This window comes from Xenophilus sp. (genome assembly GCF_044462705.1).
Lineage (GTDB): Bacteria > Pseudomonadota > Gammaproteobacteria > Burkholderiales > Burkholderiaceae_C > Xenophilus > Xenophilus azovorans.
In genome coordinates, this window is the sequence record NZ_JBIQNC010000110.1 from 1 (window position 1) to 16,981 (window position 16,981).

Consider the following 16,981-nt stretch of genomic DNA (forward strand, 5'->3'; position numbering starts at 1 on the left):
CGTAGTCGGCGGGGATGCGCTTCTTCTTCGCCAGCAGCTTCAAGGCGGTCAGGCGACGGTCGCCTGCGACGACTTCGTATTGCTCGCCATCGGCGGCGAGGATGACGATCAGGTTTTGCAGCAGGCCGATGCGGGCAATGCTCGCGGCCAGTTCGGGGATGGATTGGCGCGGGGTCGTGCGGACGTTGCGCCGTGATGGGCGCGGGCTTGTCCTCGTCGTACTTCAACGCCAGCGCAGCGCGGGCGAACACTTCCGATTCCCCGGCGTCCAGCGTGATCGCGCGCATGGCATCGCGCGATTCCTGCGCCCGGTCGAAGCCGTGCAGGACTTCGTAAGCGCCTTCGATCACCTGCGCCGCCACGTCGCCCTTGTGCGGTACGCGCACGTCGGCCACGGTGTCACCGCAGACAAGGCCATTGCTGCAAACGAAGCGGAACATCCCGGCCAGCATCTGATAGCTGCTGGTGCCGTCATGGGAGTTCAGCAGGATGATTTCGTTGGCCTCGCGGCCGTTGATCTGGCTGGCGTGGCGCAGCCGGATCATGTGCTTGGTGTAGTCACGGCGGTCGTCGTGGCGCACGCGGGTTTGCGTCACCATGAAAGGCTCGAAGCCTTCCCCGCGCAGTTCTTGCAGCACGGTGGCGGTGGGGATGTAGCTGTACCGCTCGGAGCGGCTTTCGTGCGGGGCTTCCGCGTAGATGGACGGGGCCACGGCCCGGATTTGGTCATCGGACAAGGGACGTTCCGAACGCAGCACCGGGGAACGGGAAGCGAAGCGGGATGCGAGTTGCATGGCATTTCTCCTGACAAAGAAAAAAGGGTTTGCTGTTCACCGCATACCGGATTCCTAGATTCGGAAGCCCAGCCTTTCGGCTGTTCGGTGCGGTCGGCACGAGGAACCCGGTTGGCCCTGTTGCCACCGTCTTTCCTGAGTTCATCGCCCGCGACGGTCAGGAGCGCGCGGACGGGGGCCGTCAAGGAGGCAAGCGCAGGGTGGGTGCGGCCCGCAGGCGCAGCCGAGGACACGGCCCTGCGCGCCTTGACGGCACACGGCCGCGGGCTACAGTCGCGGTGAAGGTGATGAAGTCAGGGGAGACGGCTGGACATGGCCACGGCCCCTCAATACGCCGACCGCACGGCAAGCGAAGCGCGCAGGCCCGGATCTAGGAATCCGGGCCGGAGGCGTCAGCCGAGCGGAGCGAGGGAACGATGGAAGCCCGACAGGGGCGAAACCCTGCAGGGGGTTCGATGCGCAGCACGACAGCGCGACCGGACATCTCCCAGGTGGCCGGGGACGCCCGGATTGCAGTGCGTAGGTACCTCAGAGACGGTTCATCGACAGTTGCTCGGGTACCGCAAATCCGGCTTGGTTCAATACGCTGTGGAGCGTCTAAAACATCAAGGACAGACCGTGAGTTCGTCTCAAACCATGAATCCGCAGCAAGCCTGCGAAAACCTCCTCTTGGAGGGGAAGCAGTACAACATCGAGCACCACATCCTGCCCAGCGAGAACGCTGTCGCGGATCGACTGCTGGCGCGTGGCGTCGAGTTGAAGGACGCCTACGATGAATTGCACGGAAAGCTCCATGCCCGGCCGCCGGCGCTCCAGGTTTTTCTTGGCCTCGTGTTGAGCACCGCCGCTTTCTGGAATCCACAGAAGATGCAGGAGGCTCGCGCTGCACGCAGTGACCTTTCCAACGTCAATCGGCAAATCGCGAGGAAGGCGGACGAGTTGGCGGCGCTGCTCGAACAGCGCTCAGACCTGCACGACACCTCGGGCTTCAGCAGCGAAACCCACTACCACGTTGGCGACGTGATCGAAGCGGCATCCAAGGACAACTACCTGTTTCAGGCTTACGTCCAAGAGAAGCTGGATGCACTCCGTGGCCAGTTCGATCTGAAGTATTGGCCCTCGCTGAGCGACTTCATGCGCGAACTGGCATCGGATGCAAAGAAGGCGGAGATGGCGGCCACAGACCCGCTGACGGCCGCCGCCACTGCGGCGATCCGCCCCTCCAAGGCTGATTTCTTCAAGGCACTGTTCGCCTCGATCGATGAAAACAGCGCGGAGAACTACGGCCAACTGCCGCGAGGGTTCAAGCTCACCGACCGGACACTGGCCTCATTGGCGAACTGCGCGTTGGATCTCGGCCCCGATGAGCTGGTGGACGAAGCCTACGTGAAACGCCTGCGTCAGCGTGAGCGCAACGCAAGCGAGTAGCAGGGAGCAGCAAAAAGGGGGCCGAAGCCCCCTCGGTCAGATCAGGCCGCGTTCGGCGAAGGACGTGGTGCTGCCGCCCGCCACGACGATGTGATCCAGCGTGCGGACGTCCACCAACGCCAGCGCCTCCTTGAGTCGCTGGGTCAGCACCTTGTCGGCGCCGCTCGGCTCGGGATTTCCGCTCGGGTGGTTGTGCGAAACGATGACCGCCGCCGCGTTGAGCCGGAGCGCCTCCTTGACCAGCTCGCGCGGATACACCGATGCGCTGTCGATGGTGCCGCGGAACATCTCCGCGTACTCGATCAGGCGATGCTGCGTATCGAGGAACAGCACCGCGAACACTTCGTGCTCGAAGCCGGCCAGCTTGGCGCGCAGGTATTCCTTGACTGCCGCCGGCGAACTGAACGAGGCACCGCGCTGCATCTTCTGCTCGATGGCCTGGCGTGCGGCCTCCAGAATCTGGTCGGCCGTCGCCAAGAGGTAGCGGCCCTGTGCGTCACGCACCATCAGCGAGGCATCGAACGAGGAAAAGGACAGTTGCGACATGATCGTGCTCCGGTTGCTCGGGCGGAATTGCCCGGAACCGTGGCCAGCACGGCGCAGCGCAAGCAGTCAGGGGTCGCAGACGGCCGCCAGGACGCAAGCGCGCATGGCGCGCGCCGCCCTTGACGGCGAGAACGCCGTGATACGTTCAAGGGAACAGCAAGACCGCCCACACCCCGCCCACTGCACACACCCGCCTTTCGGCAAGCGGAGCGCGCAGGCCCGAGAGGGCCGGAGGCGTCAGGGGTCAAAGCCGAATGGCCGCGACTCGGCACGAGGCGCGGGGCGCAGCCCGCGAACCAGACGGCGCATCGCGCCGGGACGCACGGCTTTGGCTTTCATGGATATTGGGGCCGCGGGTCGGCCAGAATGTACGAAGCGTTTTGTTACTATTCCAAAGGACAAGTCCGGGGCGACCGGGTATCCGGAAGAATCCAAATACATCTGTAGGGACGACATGACGACGCCACAGCCGACCACCTTCGGTCAACAACTTTTCTTCAGTCCGGAAGCCGGCACTTGGAAGGCGCTCAGGCCGGACGCGGCTGGCGAGGCCGATGATGCCAAGAGGCAGCAGATGCTGTCGGAGGCCGCCGCAGCGCGCGAAGAACTGAAGGCGGTATTGCTGTCCTCGCTTCAGATGCAGCATGTGGTTGCACTCGCAGGAAGTGGAACATCTCTGGGAGAGATCAACGGCCCTTCGATGTGGACGCTGTGGGACCACTGCGTGAACTCGAATCCCGACACTGGAAAGGATGAGCGGAAGCCGACCGAGCAGGCTGAAGCTGTCATTGCTGAGATCGGCTATGAGACTGCCGTCGAACATGAGAACATCGAGGCCCTTCTTTCGCGGTGTGACGCATACCTTCAGATCAAGAAGAGCGAGCAGGTCGAAAAATTCGTATCCGCCTCAAAGGCCGTGATCTTGAAGAAGTGCTCCGCTTTTCTCAATGGAGCCGACGATTCAAAGTTGGCGAGCCATCGCACGTTCCTGCATCGACTGTCTCGTCGCCGCGTCCGCGACTCACGGATGAAGTTGTTCACGACGAACTACGATCTGTGCTTTGAGCGCGCTGCTGGCAAGCAGGGGCTGGTCTTGCTCGACGGTTTCTCGTTCACGCAGCCCAGGCAATTTGACCCGCGGTTCTTCCTATACGACATAGTCCGCCGACCTTCGACCGGCGATGAGGTCGGCAATCCGCTGGAGGGTGTGTTTCACCTCTACAAGTTGCATGGTTCGGTCAACTGGGATCAGTCCAGTTCGGGCGATATCGAGATCAAGACCGATCCAACACCAGAAACGGCCTGTCTCATCTATCCCGCCAAAGGCAAATACCAACAGTCCTACGTACAACCGCACCTGGAACTGATCTCCCAGTACCTGGCGGCGCTGCGTGAACCGAATACCTGCCTTATTGTCTCGGGGTTCGGCTTCAATGACGATCACTTGTCTGAACCTATTGTCGCGGCGGTCCGTACCAACCCGCATTTGCGTTTGATCATCGTCAATCCATCGGCGGACGACCTGACCTCCCGGCCCAAGGAGAAAAATCGATACTGGGATGCGCTCTACAGCCTCGCCAAACAGGGCGAGGACGTGTGGCTGATCAATGCCACGTTCAGCGAGTTCGCCGAGATGATTCCGGATCTCAAATCGTTGACGCCCGCGCAGCGGCTCACGCGCGACATCAAGTCGCTGGTCAAACCGACATGAGTACCGCGCTCGACGTCACCGACGCTTTTCCGCGCGGATTGCTCCGACCGGAGTTGTATGTTGGCCAGTTGTGCTCCGTTTCCGCCCAGGTGGTGAAGTTCAACCTCAACGAGGCAGGCTCGCCCAGCGGTTCCCACTTTCTGGGTGGCCGATACGGAAAAGGTGAGGTTGGAGAGTTCGTCCTGATCGAGGGACAGATCAACCTCCTGCTTGGACGGGTGGTCGAGATCCATTTGCCAGATGCCGACAGGCGCCTGATCGACACCTCGCATGGCAGGGTGCCGGATCTGGACGGCATCGGGACGATCCAACTGCTGGGCTCCATCGCAATGGACTCACTTCGAATCTCGGCGGGCGTTGACTCCTATCCTCGCTTGGGCGACCGCGTCTACGCTGCGCCGCACGGCTTCATCGCCAACTTGCCGAAGTTCATGGAGGCGGCGGAGGCCGAAGCGAGCCACGTCCTTCTCAAGCTGGGCTCGATCGATGTCGCGCCTGAAAGCTACGTGTCGGTCAAGCCGGAGAAACTGTTCGGCCGGCACTGCGCGATTCTGGGCGCCACTGGCGGCGGCAAGAGTTGGACGACCGCTCGGATCATCGAAGAATGCCTGCGCTATAAGACCAAGATCATCCTCCTGGACGCGACAGGGGAATATCGCGGATTCGACGGAGAACACGTCTCAAATCTTCACCTGGGTGCGCCGGTCAGCACTGCGAAGTCTTCTGCTCCTTGTTCGCTGCCGCATACGTCCTTCATGGAGTCGGACTTCATCGCGCTGTTCGAGCCTGCTGGCAAGGTTCAGGGACCGAAACTGCGCGCGGCGATTCGCAGCCTTCGACTCGCCACTCTCGCTCCTCATGTTGCGACAGGCGGAATTATCAAGAAGATCGATCAGTCTAAAGTCCCGATCCTGACCGAAGAAGCCAAGGCTGGCATCGCGGAGAAGCTTGATGATCCACAGCAAGGGTTCGACGTGTGGAGGCTCGTTTCACAGATTGAGCAGGAGTGCGTTTACCCGGACGGATTCGGCGTGGCCCGGGGGTCGAAGGACACCACCAAATGGGGTGGCGACTCGGGCGAGGTCTCGTACTGCCTGTCCTTGATGTCGCGCATTAGCGGCATTCTCAGTTCATCGTCCTTCGATTGTGTCTTCAAGTCGAAGGCTCCTGCATTGACGGAAAGCATCTCGTCCTTTGTCTCCAACGAGGATCGGTTGCTTCGGATATGCCTGAGCGGCGTTGCCTTTGAGTTCAAGGCGCGCGAGATCATCGCGAACGTGATTGGACGGCATCTTCTCAACATGGCACGCGATGGCGCGTTCAAGAGTTGCCCTGTTGTCGTCATCGTCGATGAGGCACACAACTTTCTCGGGCGGCATATCGGAGCCGATGACGCGGTTGCCCGCCTGGACGCATTCGAGTTGATCGCCAAAGAGGGCCGTAAGTACGGACTCAATATCTGTCTGTCAACTCAGCGCCCACGCGACATAACGGAAGGTGTTCTGAGCCAGATGGGAACACTCGTGGTACATCGGCTCACGAATGATCGGGACCGCGAGGTTGTCGAACGCGCGTGCGGCGAAATCGACCGATCAGCATCGTCGTTTCTGCCCAATCTAAAACCCGGCGAGGCTGCGATCATCGGCGCTGATTTCCCCATCCCGTTGACCATTCAAGTCTTCCCGCCGAGCGCGAAGCCTCTTTCTGACGGTCCCAACTACCAGACCCACTGGAAGGTATAGGGATCGCCTGAACTTCAAGTGGGCTGCCGAATGGTTTGAGGGTTAATGGCGGTGAGTCGAACTTGCCGGCGATGAAGAAGCCCGCTGGGGGCGAGACTCATGCAGCGAGGCTTGATGCGCAGCAAGACAGCAAGACAGCAAGACCGCGCGACGGCGGCACGCCGGGACGCTCAAGCTGACACTAGGGCATGAACGGGGAAATTGTCGTAGCAGTGATACGAAAATCGGCGGGCGTCTCCCCGCCGAGGGTCAAGCCGCGTGCGCGGACGGCGGTGAGGCCAGCGGCTGTACCGCTAGGCGCAGGCCCATCGCCTTGAGGATGGCAGTCAGGCTGTTCAAGGCCGGATTGCCCTTGGGTGACAGCGTGCGGTAGAGCTGCGTCGGATTCAGGTGCGCCTGCTCAGCCACCGCCTGAACGCCCCCGAATGCCTGCGCCATCTGGCGCAGCACGCTCAGCAGTTCGGCCTGATCGCCGTCTTCCAGAATGCCGTTGATGACTTCGAGCGCGAGAGCAGGATCGCTGCGGTACAGCTCGGCCATCGCTTCGTCATGGGGTCTGCTTCTCATTCGTCCGTTCTCCGTTGCCAGTCCTGCCAGTAGTCCACCGCCCGGTTGATGTCCGCATCCTGCGTGCGCTTGTCGCCACCGCACAGCAGCAGCACCAGCCGCTGGCCCGCCAGGCCGTAGTACACCCGATAGCCCGGCCCCACGTCGATGCGCAGCTCCCACACGCCATCGCGGCAAAACTTGTGGTCGCCGAAGTTGCCTTGCTCGACACGGGCCACGCGCCGGATGACCGCCACCTTGGCCTGGGCGTCGCGCAGGCGGCGCAGCCAGTCGATGTAGAGATCCTTCTGCCCGTCGGACGTCAGGTAGTGCTCGATTCGGTAGGTGATCATTTTCGTTTATAGACGAATGAAAGTCAAGGAGAAGGGGGCGAGCCAGCGCCCGCATTTCCGAGACACTGTCTCGGATTTCTTTGTGGGCTGGCTGTTGCAGTGCCCCGCGCAGCCGCAGTGGGTGGCGTCCTTCTCATGCTTCTACCTCTGCCGGGCGCTGCGCACCGGTGATCGTCTTGCGCCGGGCCGCCACCAGTTCGGCCGCTTGGCGCACCGGATCGTCCTCGGTGTGGACGTAGCGCATGAACATCGCCACGGTCTTGTGCGCCGTCAGTGCCATGCCGACCTTGATGGGCACGCCCGAATTGGCAATGTCGGTCGCCGAGCGGTGGCGGATACCGTGGGTGCCGACCTTCGGCACGCCGGCATTGCGGAGGATGCGCCGCCACCCCTGGTAGTAGGTGTGGGTGCTGAGTGGCTTGCTGTGGTCGATGATCGCCGGGCAGACATAGGGTGAATCGCCATAGCGGGGCGCGCTCGTCAGCCGCCGCCGGGCTTCCTCGCTCAAGGGCTTGGACATATCGCCGGTCTTGCTGTCCGGCCAGACCACCCGGCCATTGGGCAGGTCGAGCCAATCCCACTGCAACAGCAGAACCTCCGACATGCGCGCCGCGAACTCGAATTGCAGCCGGACGGCCAGCAGGAGGATGGGATGCTCCAAGCCTTCGGCCTCGGCCTTGTCCAGATAAGCGAACAGCTTGACCATCTGCTCGTCGGTAATGAGCCGTGTCGAACCCTTTTCGGGGTACTTGGGCACATGGCGGCAGGGATTGGAGCCATCGGGCCGGTAGCCCCACAGTTCGGCCAGGTTGAACATCTTTCGGGCTAGCGACAGCACGCGGTTAGCTTGGGTGGGCGACTTCTCCATGCGCTTCATCAGCGCGGTGATGTCGTGGCGCGTGACCTCGTGAACCTTCTTGCTGCCGAAGGTCGGGATGACGAAGCTGTCGATTTGGTACTGGTAGCCGGCCTGCGTGCTCGGCTTGTTGTGCGGCTTGGAGTGGTCCTCCATGAACCGGCCGCATAGCTCCTTGACCGTCGGCGCCTTGCGGGCTTCGGCCTTGTCCAGTCCGGGATCGCCGCCGCGCCGGACTTCGGCCAACCAGTCTTGCGCCAGCGACCGGGCCTGTTCGACCGTCAGCTCGCCGAACTGGCCGAGTGCAGGCTTGCGCCGCACGCCGGAGTTCGTGCGGTACTGAACCATGAATACCTTGCGGCCGGTTGGTGTAACCTTGCACAAGAAGCCCGGAACGAGCGTATCCCGGAGTTCCACGTCGCAGGTCTGCGCCTGCGCCGTGTCTACGACGGACTTGGTAAGTTTGATCTTCGCCATGAGGTGCTCCTGAAAGGCCCCGATTCCAGGGGCCGGCTAGGAGCCAGGCGGAAGGGAACCGGGGCGGTTTGCATCGCGCACCGGGATATGATGGAAGGCCTTGGCCTGGCGGAAAACCTGCTACAGCAAGCCTCATCCAAGCCCATCGTTGGCCCGGTGCGGATGCCATGCTCTGGCTTAAAATCCGCCGCCCTGAAAGGGGCGTACCGGTTCGATTCCGGTTCCGGGCACCACGGGCCTCGCTCCTTCTCCCCCAAAAAGAAACCCGCCGAAGCGGGTCCAACAGCAGCTCTTGCGGAGGAGGAGGGAGGAGAAGAGACGAGCTGCCGAACCCGAACTATCCCGGCGCCACCTTAGACGAGGCTTAAGCCGCGCCCGGCGCGCCGGCCGCCCTGTGCATCGAGATGGCGCGGAAGGGGCAGACGATGGCGCAGTCGCTGCATCCGGTGCAGCGCGCCGGGTCGTGCAGCGTCGCGGTCTTCTTCCAGCGGACGGCCTCCAGGCTCAGGGTGCGCGGCTCGCACGCAGCGACGCACCAGCCGCAGCCGGTGCAGCGGGCGGGGTCGATCCGGGGCAGCCAGCCGGGGCGTGGAGGGTGGGCCATCAGGCGGTGCGGGGAAGAAGCCGCGAGTGTCGCCGCAACGGGCCGGTCGAATACACTGGCGGGCCTGCCGTGGCGCGCCGCCGGTCGGACGCCACGCCTGCACATCCACGGTGCCTTCCGGCATCGGCGGGGCCGGATGTTTCGGGCCCCGCGCGCCGCCGGTTCCACCATGCCACCACGAGTACAAGGGAGCTGCTCATGCCTCGCTACAACGCTCCATTCGAGATCCACGTGCACGGCGACGTGCCGCTGCGGTCCGACGTGACCTACACCCAGATCCAGGAAGCCCTCAAGCCGCTGTGGAGCTATGCCGGCGCCAAATCGCTGGCGGACGCCGCCGCCAGCGCCTACGAGGAGGAGCCGGGCATCCGCTACGAACAGAAGGACCGCGTGCTCCAGATGTGCTGGACGCTCGAGGGCGACGAGGACTTCCGCCAGGCCCTGGACGAGATGTGCATGGGCGTGAACGAACTGGCCGAGCAGGGCGCGGCCATCGAGGTCACCTTCTACGACACCGAGTTCGACGAGGAGGAGGACGGCGACCCCGAAGAGGAGTCGCGCGACGACTTCATCATGCTCTTCGTCGGCCCGAACCCGGCCGCCATCATGCAGGTGCAGCGCGACCTGCTGGTGGAGGACGTGGTCAACCTGATGGAACGCCACTTCGACGGCGCCGAGCTGGGCGGCGTGGTGGCCGAGATCGACAAGCTCTTCAGCGACCGCTTCGACGCGCTGGTGAACTCGCTGGAGATCGGCAAGCGCCCGCGCGGCGGCACCGGCGGCCCGGGGGCGGGCGGCCACGGCGGCGGCCGCAGGCCGCGCCACCTGCACTGACGGACGACAACGATGCCCGCCTTGGCGGGCATCGTCCTTCCATGCCCCTGTTTTCCTCATCCGTCCTGCGGCCCGGCGTGCGCAAGCGCGAGGTGTTCGGCTGGGCGATGTACGACTTCGCCAACTCGGGCTACACCACGGTCGTCATCACGGCCGTGTACGCGGCCTATTTCGTGGGCGGCATCGCCCGCTCGGCGCCGTGGGCGGCCTTCGCCTGGACGCTGGCGCTGAGCATCGCCTACGCGGTGGTGATGCTCAGCATGCCGGCCATCGGGGCCTGGGCCGACCGGCATGCCGCCAAGAAGCGCGTGCTGATGCTGGTCACCGCCGGCTGCGTGGTGGCCACCGCCGCACTGGCGCTCACGCCGAGCCTCGCGCAGGACGGCGGCATGCAGGGCGTGCTGCTGGCGATGCTGCTGGTGGTCGTGTCCAACACCTTCTATTCCTACGGCGAGTCGCTCACCGGCGCCTTCCTGCCCGAGCTGGCGCGGCCCGAGGGCATGGGACAGGTCAGCGGCTGGGGCTGGGGCTTCGGCTACGTCGGCGGCATGCTGACGCTCGGCCTGTGCCTGGCCTACGTGCTGTGGGCGCAGTCGCGCGGGCTGCCGGCCTCGCACTTCGTGCCGGTGACGATGCTGGTGACGGCCGTGGTGTACGCGCTGGCGGCCTGCGCCACCTTCGCGCTGCTGCCCGAGCGGGCCCGGCCGCAGCCGCAGCGCGCGCGGGTGAGCCCGTGGCGCCAGCTGCATGCCACCTTCGTCGCGGCGCGCGCCCAGCGCGACTTCATGTGGCTGCTGGCCTGCACCGTCTGCTACCAGGCGGGGGTGGCGGTGGCGATCGCGCTGGCGGCCATCTACGCGGAGCAGGTGATCGGCTTCGTGCCGCACGAGACGATGGTGCTGATCTTCGTGCTCAACCTGGCGGCCGCCGGCGGCGCCTTCGCCTTCGGCTACGTGCAGGACCGCATCGGCCACCGCCGCGCGCTGTCGATCACGCTGCTGGCCTGGGTGGCGGTGTGCCTGATCGCCGCGGGCGCGACGAGCAAGGGCGCCTTCTGGTGCGCGGCGGCCATCGCCGGGCTGGCGATGGGCTCCAGCCAGTCGGCGGGCCGTGCGATGACGGGCGTGCTGGCGCCGCCCGCCAAGCTCGCCGAGTACTTCGGCCTGTGGACCTTCGCCACGCGGCTGGCGAGCATCGTGGGGCCGCTGTCCTACGGCGCCATCACCTGGATGACCGGCGGCAACCAGCGGGTGGCGATCCTGTCGACGATGCTGTTCTTCCTGGCCGGGCTGGCGCTGCTGGCGCCGATCGACATGCGCCGGGGGCGCGAGGCGGCGCTGGCCGCGCGCTGACCCGAGTCAGGGTGCCCGCAGCGCCTTGGGCACGTGGTAGCGCCCGTCCTCGTAGCGCAGGGTCAGCGATTCGTAGCGCGCCGTGCCGGTCTTCTCCACGCACTGGCCGTCTTCCTGCACCAGGGAGCGCAAGGGGGTGAGCGTGCGGGCGAGCACCAGGTCGGCGAAGCCGTCGCCGGCATGCGGCCGGCCGACGGACACCAGCGTGCGCAACTGCTCGAACTGGCCGGCGCACTGCAGGTCCCATTCGCCGCTGTCGCGTTCCAGCTCGACCTCGTCGAGCACCTGCCGCAGCTTGCCGCCTTCGGGCACGTACAGGCGCAGCGTCTCGCTGGCGAAGGGGTTGGGCCGGGAGCTGCCGCCGTAGCGCACGCGCAGGCCGAAGGCGCGAGCGCCGGGCGAGAGCACGTAGCGGCCGGTGTCGATGCGGATGTCGCGGATGCGGATGGCGTCTTCGGCCAGCGCCTCGGGCTGCAGCACGCGCGCCAGCACGGCGTCGCGGTCGGTGTTGCCGTTGTCGGGGCGCTGGATCACCAGCACCTCCAGGTCGAGCGTGCGGCCGGCGGCGCCGCTGTCGGACCGCTCCAGCGGCAGCACGACGATGCTGCGGCCAGGGTAGGCGGGCCAGGCCTTGCAGGCGGCCAGGGCGCTGTCCAGCGTGCGCTTCGGATGCAGCCGCGCATGCATGCGTTCCGCCAGGCCGCTTTCGCAGGCGGCGTGTGCCGCCGGCGTGGCGACGGCCAGGAGGGCCAGCAGGGCGGCGGACAGCAGCGCGGCGCGGCGGTGGCGCGGGAGGCGGGGACGCATGCCCCGATTGTCCGGCGCGCTCAGGCGGCCGGCAGGGCCTGCGGCGTCACGCGCTGTGCAGGATCGGTATCTTTCGACACCTGCGCGCCTGGCGCGGGGGCGAGCCAGCGGCGGGCGGCGGCTTCCAGCGCCGGCAGGTCGCCGCTGCCGGTGAGTTCGATACCGCCGGCGGCGCCGGGGCCGGCGAGCAGGCCGGCCTCGGCCAGCAGTTGGCGCGTGCGCAGGGACACCGGCGCGCCGGTGTCCAGGAAGCGCACCGAGGCCGGCGCATGGCGCCGCAGCACGCCGGTCGCGAACGGGTAGTGCGTGCAGCCCAGCACCACGGTGTCGGTCTCGCCGGCCCCGGCGCCGAAGGGGCCGGCCGCCTGCATGTAGCGGGCGCACAGCGCCTCGGTCTCGGCGGCATCGGCGCGCTCGATGGCATCGGCCAGCCCGTCGCAGGGCACGGCCGCCACCTGCGCGCGGGGCGCTGCCGTCTCCTGCAGCCGCCGGAACTTGGCGCTGGCCAGCGTGCCGCGGGTGGCCAGCACGGCGATGCGGCCGGTGCGGCTGGCGGCCACGGCGGGCTTGAGCGCCGGCTCCACCCCCACGATGGGCAGCCCGGGCCACAAGGCCCGCAATTCGTGGATGGCGGCGGCGGTGGCGGTGTTGCAGGCCACCACCAGCGCCTTCACGCCCCGGCCTTCGACCAAGTCATTTGCCACGGCCAGGGTGCGTGCCAGCACGTAGGCATCGCCGCGCTCGCCGTAGGGCGCGTGGGCGGTGTCGGCGTAGTAGACGAAACGCTCGCGCGGCAAGGCCTCGCGCAGCGCCTGGAGCACGCTCAGGCCGCCGACGCCGCTGTCGAACACGCCGATGGGCGAGCGGGCGTCGGCGTGCATGCGATCAGGCCGTCTCCAGGGCGATGCCCTTGAACTCGCCGCTGGCGATGCGCTTGCTCCACTCGGCCGGGCCGGTGACGTGCGCGCTGGTGCCGCCGGCGTCCACCGCCACCGTCACCGGCATGTCGACCACGTCGAACTCGTAGATGGCTTCCATGCCCAGGTCCTCGAAGCCGACCACCTTGGCGGTCTTGATGGCCTTGCTGACCAGGTAGGCGGCACCGCCCACGGCCATCAGGTAGGCGCTCTTGTGCTTCTGGATGGCCTCGATGGCGGTCGGGCCGCGCTCGGCCTTGCCGATCATGGCGATCAGGCCGGTCTGCGACAGCATCATGTCGGTGAACTTGTCCATGCGCGTGGCGGTGGTCGGGCCGGCGGGGCCGACGGCCTCGTCCTTCACCGGATCGACCGGGCCGACGTAGTAGATGACGCGGTTGGTGAAGTCCACCGGCAGCGTCTCGCCCCCGGCCAGCATGTCCTGGATGCGCTTGTGCGCGGCATCGCGGCCGGTGAGCATCTTGCCGCTCAGCAGCAGCGTGTCGCCCGGCTTCCAGCTCGCGACTTCCTCCTTGGTCAGCGTGTCGAGGTTGACCTTGCGGCTCTTGTTGTAGTCGGGCGCCCAGTCGATCTTCGGCCACAGGTCCAGGCTCGGCGGCGTCAGGTAGGCCGGGCCGGAGCCGTCGAGCACGAAGTGCGCGTGCCGCGTGGCGGCGCAGTTGGGGATCATCGCCACCGGCTTGCTGGCCGCGTGCGTGGGATGCATCTTGATCTTGATGTCGAGCACCGTGGTCAGGCCGCCCAGGCCCTGCGCGCCGATGCCCAGGGCGTTGACCTTCTCGTACAGCTCCAGGCGCAGCTCCTCGACCCGCGTGAGCTTCTCGCCCTGGGCCGCCTTGGCCTGCAGCTCATACATGTCCAGGTCGTCCATCAGCGACTCCTTGGCCATCAGCACCGCCTTCTCGGCCGTGCCGCCGATGCCGATGCCCAGCATGCCGGGCGGGCACCAGCCGGCGCCCATGGTCGGCACCGTCTTGAGCACCCAGTCGACCACCGAGTCGCTCGGGTTGAGCATCACCATCTTGCTCTTGTTCTCGCTGCCGCCGCCCTTGGCCGCGACGGTGATGTCCACCGTATCGCCGGGCACGATCTCGGTGAAGACCACCGCGGGCGTGTTGTCCTTGGTGTTCTTGCGGGCGAACTGCGGGTCGGCCACCACGCTGGCGCGCAGCGTGTTGTCGGGGTGGTTGTAGCCGCGGCGCACGCCTTCGTTGACGGCGTCCTCCAGGCTGCCGGTGAAGCCGCCCCAGCGCACGTCCATGCCGACCTTGAGGAAGACGTTGACGATGCCGGTGTCCTGGCAGATCGGGCGGTGGCCGGTCGCGCTCATCTTGCTGTTGGTGAGGATCTGCGCCATCGCGTCCTTGGCCGCCTCGCTCTGCTCGCGCTCGTAGGCGCGGGCCAGGTGGGCGATGTAGTCGGCGGGATGGTAGTAGCTGATGTATTGCAGGGCCGCGGCGATCGATTCGATCAGGTCGTCTTGCTGGATCGTGGTCATGGTCGTGTCGTGGGGGAGAGGAGGCAGATGGCCCGTCGTGGCGCGGGTCTGGCGGGATTATCGGACGGGCCGCTGCGCCCACGCCGGCGCGGCAAGACCATGAAGATGAGAACTCTTCTCGTTTGATCCGATACTCGCAGGTTCCGATCCACCGAGCGAACACGAGCATGACGACCAGCACCCGCACCGAGAAAGACACCTTCGGCCCCATCGACGTCCCGGCCGACCGGCTGTGGGGCGCGCAGACGCAGCGCTCCCTGCAGAACTTCGACATCTCCGGCGAGCGCCAGCCCAAGGAGATCATCCATGCCCTGGCGCTGGTCAAGCGCGCCTCGGCGGTGGTCAACCAGCAGCTCGGCCTGCAGGACGCGAAGAAGACCGACGCCATCGTCGCCGCGGCCGACGAGGTGCTGGCCGGCAAGCACGAGGGCGAATTCCCGCTGGTGGTGTGGCAGACCGGTTCCGGCACCCAGACCAACATGAACGTCAACGAGGTGCTGGCCAACCGCGCCAGCGAGCTGCTGGGCGGCGCGCGCGGCGAGGGGCGGCTGGTGCACCCGAACGACGACGTGAACCGCAGCCAGTCGAGCAACGACGTCTTCCCCACCGCCATGCACGTGGCGGCGGTGCAGGCCGTCACGCACAGGCTGCTGCCGGCCATCGCCCGGCTGCGCGCCACGCTGGCGAAGAAGTCCGAGGACTTCATGGACATCGTGAAGATCGGCCGCACCCACCTGCAGGACGCCACGCCGCTGACGCTGGGCCAGGAGATCTCCGGCTGGGTTGCGCAGCTCGACCAGAACGAGAAGCACGTGCGCGCCGCGCTGCCGCACCTGAGCGAACTGGCGCTGGGCGGCACGGCGGTGGGCACCGGCCTGAACGCGCCCAAGGGCTATGCGGAGGGCGTGGCGGCCGAGCTGGCGCGGCTGACCGGGCTGCCCTTCGTCACCGCACCGAACAAGTTCGAGGTGATGGCCGCCTGCGATGCCTTCGTCAGCGCGCACGGTGCGCTCAAGACGCTGGCCGCCAGCATGAACAAGATCGCCAATGACGTGCGCTGGCTCGCCAGCGGCCCGCGCAGCGGCATCGGCGAACTGAGCATCCCCGAGAACGAGCCCGGCTCGTCGATCATGCCCGGCAAGGTCAACCCGACGCAGAGCGAGGCGGTGACCATGCTGGCCGCGCAGGTGATGGGCAACGACGTGGCCATCAACATCGGCGGCATGTCGGGCAACTTCGAGCTGAACGTGTTCCGCCCGATGGTGGCGCACAACTTCCTGCAGAGCGTGCGCCTGCTGGCCGACGGCATCACCAGCTTCAACGACCACTGCGCGGTGGGCATCGAGCCCAACCGCGATCGCATCGCCGAGCTGGTGAGCCGCTCGCTGATGCTGGTGACGGCGCTGAACATGCACATCGGCTACGACAAGGCGGCCTTCATCGCCAAGAAGGCGCACAAGGAGGGCACCTCGCTGCGCGAGGCCGCTGTCGCTTCCGGCCATCTGACGGCCGAGCAGTTCGATGAGTGGGTCGTGCCGGAGAAAATGACGGGCCGCTGACCGGCGTGCTGCCGGCGCCATCCCGGACGGGGCCGTCCGGGTGCGCCCGTGCACCGGCCGGCCTGACTGCAGGGGGGAAAAGACATGCGCTCGTTGACGTCGATGCTGGCCGCGGCAGCAGCCTGCTGCGCGGCCGTGGTCCCAGCAATGGCCGCGCAGCCGAGCGCGGCCCAGCTGTCGGAGATCCAGGCCCTGTTCGGCTATGACCGCGTCTTTGCCGCGTTCTTCGACCGCATGGCCGCCGGCATCGCCGGCAACCTCTTGGACGCCGCCCTGGAAGGGCTGCCGCCGTCGGCGCATGCCTTCCGGGAGGAGATCGTCACGCCGGCCGAGCGCGCCCGGCTCGAAGGATGCGTGCGCCACGAGGCCTCGGCCGGCTTCGCCCCCGCCATCGACGACCTGATGCGCGAGCAGTTCGAAAGCGGTGAGAACGTCGAGGCATGGAAGGCCTTCGCGCAGACGAGTGCGGGCGCCACGGTGATGCAGTTCGTCCGCGAAGGCCTGCGCACGCCCGCTGGCGCGCACCAGCACATGCGCAGCGCGATCGCGCGCTCGGCGGGTGCGTTGACCAGCGAGCAGAAGGCGGAGGTGGCGCAGTTCCTGCGCTCCCCGGCGGGCCGTGTCATCGGCAAGGACGTTCCGTCGCCGTCGTTCGACACCGACGCGGTGGCTCAGCGGGTGTTCGATGCCTGCGTGATGGACCCGGAAGCGGCCCGCAGGATAGAGGAACTGAACCGGCGCCGGCCCTGAGCACCTTGCGTGCCCCGGCGCGGAGCGGCCGCCCTCAGCCGCCCGCGGCCTTCAGCGCCGCGTCGATCCAGCCGTCGAAGGTCTTCTGGTGGCCCTTGATCCAGGCGTCGGTGTGGCGCTCCACGTCGGCCGGCTTGTTCTCGCCGTCGCGCATGCGCAGGTTCTGCGCGTTGATGTCGCCCACCG

At 66.5% G+C, this 16,981-nt stretch carries 16 protein-coding genes and 2 pseudogenes; 7 read left to right on the forward strand and 11 right to left on the reverse strand.

What is annotated here, in order from left to right; all coding sequences use genetic code 11:
* Both ACIY1X_RS16260 and ACIY1X_RS16265 read right to left on the reverse strand, forming a co-directional pair.
* A partial coding sequence (locus tag ACIY1X_RS16260; RefSeq protein WP_399682345.1) for a ParB/Srx family N-terminal domain-containing protein occupies positions 1-160 on the reverse strand: 160 nt, incomplete at its 3' end.
* A 31-nt stretch (positions 161-191) separates the two neighbouring features.
* Positions 192-794 (reverse strand): annotated as a pseudogene (locus tag ACIY1X_RS16265) (DUF932 domain-containing protein); the annotation flags it as partial.
* A gap of 618 nt (positions 795-1,412) precedes the next feature.
* On the opposite strand from ACIY1X_RS16265, the gene ACIY1X_RS16270 reads away from it, so the two are divergent.
* A complete protein-coding gene (locus tag ACIY1X_RS16270; protein ID WP_213868642.1) occupies positions 1,413-2,222 on the forward strand; it encodes a hypothetical protein in 810 nt (269 codons plus the stop codon).
* Between the two features lie 36 nt (positions 2,223-2,258).
* On the opposite strand, the gene radC is transcribed toward ACIY1X_RS16270, so the two are convergent.
* A complete protein-coding gene (radC, locus tag ACIY1X_RS16275; protein WP_023127574.1) occupies positions 2,259-2,768 on the reverse strand; it encodes a DNA repair protein RadC in 510 nt (169 codons plus the stop codon).
* Positions 2,769-3,222: 454 nt separating this feature from the next.
* Here radC and ACIY1X_RS16280 point away from each other — a divergent pair, with 454 nt between their 5' ends.
* Positions 3,223-4,479: an SIR2 family protein gene (locus tag ACIY1X_RS16280; protein ID WP_049875255.1), complete on the forward strand. Its 1,257-nt coding sequence runs from the start codon at positions 3,223-3,225 to the stop codon at positions 4,477-4,479.
* A complete protein-coding gene (locus ACIY1X_RS16285) occupies positions 4,476-6,221 on the forward strand; it encodes an ATP-binding protein (RefSeq protein WP_023127576.1) in 1,746 nt (581 codons plus the stop codon). The genes ACIY1X_RS16280 and ACIY1X_RS16285 overlap by 4 nt, the downstream gene beginning before the upstream one ends.
* A 249-nt stretch (positions 6,222-6,470) precedes the next feature.
* Here ACIY1X_RS16285 and ACIY1X_RS16290 read toward each other — a convergent pair whose 3' ends face one another.
* From ACIY1X_RS16290 to ACIY1X_RS16305, 4 genes are all read right to left on the reverse strand, one after another.
* Positions 6,471-6,788 (reverse strand): DNA-binding protein, encoded by a 318-nt coding sequence (locus ACIY1X_RS16290; protein ID WP_023127577.1) that lies wholly within the window; start codon positions 6,786-6,788, stop codon positions 6,471-6,473.
* A complete protein-coding gene (locus ACIY1X_RS16295) occupies positions 6,785-7,120 on the reverse strand; it encodes a type II toxin-antitoxin system RelE/ParE family toxin (RefSeq protein ID WP_023127578.1) in 336 nt (111 codons plus the stop codon). Before ACIY1X_RS16295 ends, ACIY1X_RS16290 begins: the two co-directional genes overlap by 4 nt.
* A 133-nt stretch (positions 7,121-7,253) precedes the next feature.
* A complete protein-coding gene (locus tag ACIY1X_RS16300; RefSeq protein WP_023127579.1) occupies positions 7,254-8,453 on the reverse strand; it encodes a site-specific integrase in 1,200 nt (399 codons plus the stop codon).
* Between the two features lie 364 nt (positions 8,454-8,817).
* The gene (locus tag ACIY1X_RS16305) at positions 8,818-9,057 is read right to left on the reverse strand and encodes an ATP-binding protein (RefSeq protein ID WP_084216943.1); all 240 of its coding nucleotides are present in this window, start codon (positions 9,055-9,057) and stop codon (positions 8,818-8,820) included.
* Between the two features lie 198 nt (positions 9,058-9,255).
* Between ACIY1X_RS16305 and ACIY1X_RS16310 the strand changes: the two genes are divergently transcribed.
* Positions 9,256-9,891 (forward strand): DUF6806 family protein, encoded by a 636-nt coding sequence (locus ACIY1X_RS16310; RefSeq protein WP_399682327.1) that lies wholly within the window; start codon positions 9,256-9,258, stop codon positions 9,889-9,891.
* 41 nt (positions 9,892-9,932) lie between these two features.
* Complete coding sequence (locus ACIY1X_RS16315; protein ID WP_399682330.1) at positions 9,933-11,243, forward strand: MFS transporter; 1,311 nt, start codon at positions 9,933-9,935, stop codon at positions 11,241-11,243.
* A gap of 6 nt (positions 11,244-11,249) precedes the next feature.
* Here the strand turns inward: ACIY1X_RS16315 and ACIY1X_RS16320 are convergent, their stop codons facing one another.
* The 3 genes from ACIY1X_RS16320 to ACIY1X_RS16330 are packed head-to-tail and all read right to left on the reverse strand — an operon-like array spanning position 11,250 to position 14,486.
* On the reverse strand, positions 11,250-12,050 hold the full coding sequence (locus tag ACIY1X_RS16320) for a hypothetical protein (protein WP_399682333.1): 801 nt from the start codon (positions 12,048-12,050) through the stop codon (positions 11,250-11,252).
* A 20-nt stretch (positions 12,051-12,070) separates the two neighbouring features.
* Positions 12,071-12,931 (reverse strand): glutamate racemase, encoded by an 861-nt coding sequence (gene murI / locus ACIY1X_RS16325; protein WP_399682335.1) that lies wholly within the window; start codon positions 12,929-12,931, stop codon positions 12,071-12,073.
* Between the two features lie 4 nt (positions 12,932-12,935).
* Positions 12,936-14,486, reverse strand: a complete 1,551-nt coding sequence (locus ACIY1X_RS16330; RefSeq protein WP_399682338.1) for a fumarate hydratase — start codon at positions 14,484-14,486, stop codon at positions 12,936-12,938.
* Positions 14,487-14,653: 167 nt separating this feature from the next.
* On the opposite strand from ACIY1X_RS16330, the gene fumC reads away from it, so the two are divergent.
* Entirely contained in the window at positions 14,654-16,045 is a 1,392-nt protein-coding gene (gene fumC / locus ACIY1X_RS16335) for a class II fumarate hydratase (RefSeq protein WP_399682340.1), read from the forward strand.
* A gap of 147 nt (positions 16,046-16,192) precedes the next feature.
* Positions 16,193-16,795: a hypothetical protein gene (locus ACIY1X_RS16340; RefSeq protein ID WP_399682343.1), complete on the forward strand. Its 603-nt coding sequence runs from the start codon at positions 16,193-16,195 to the stop codon at positions 16,793-16,795.
* 34 nt (positions 16,796-16,829) lie between these two features.
* Here ACIY1X_RS16340 and proX read toward each other — a convergent pair.
* Positions 16,830-16,981: pseudogene (proX, locus tag ACIY1X_RS16345) on the reverse strand (proline/glycine betaine ABC transporter substrate-binding protein ProX); the annotation flags it as partial.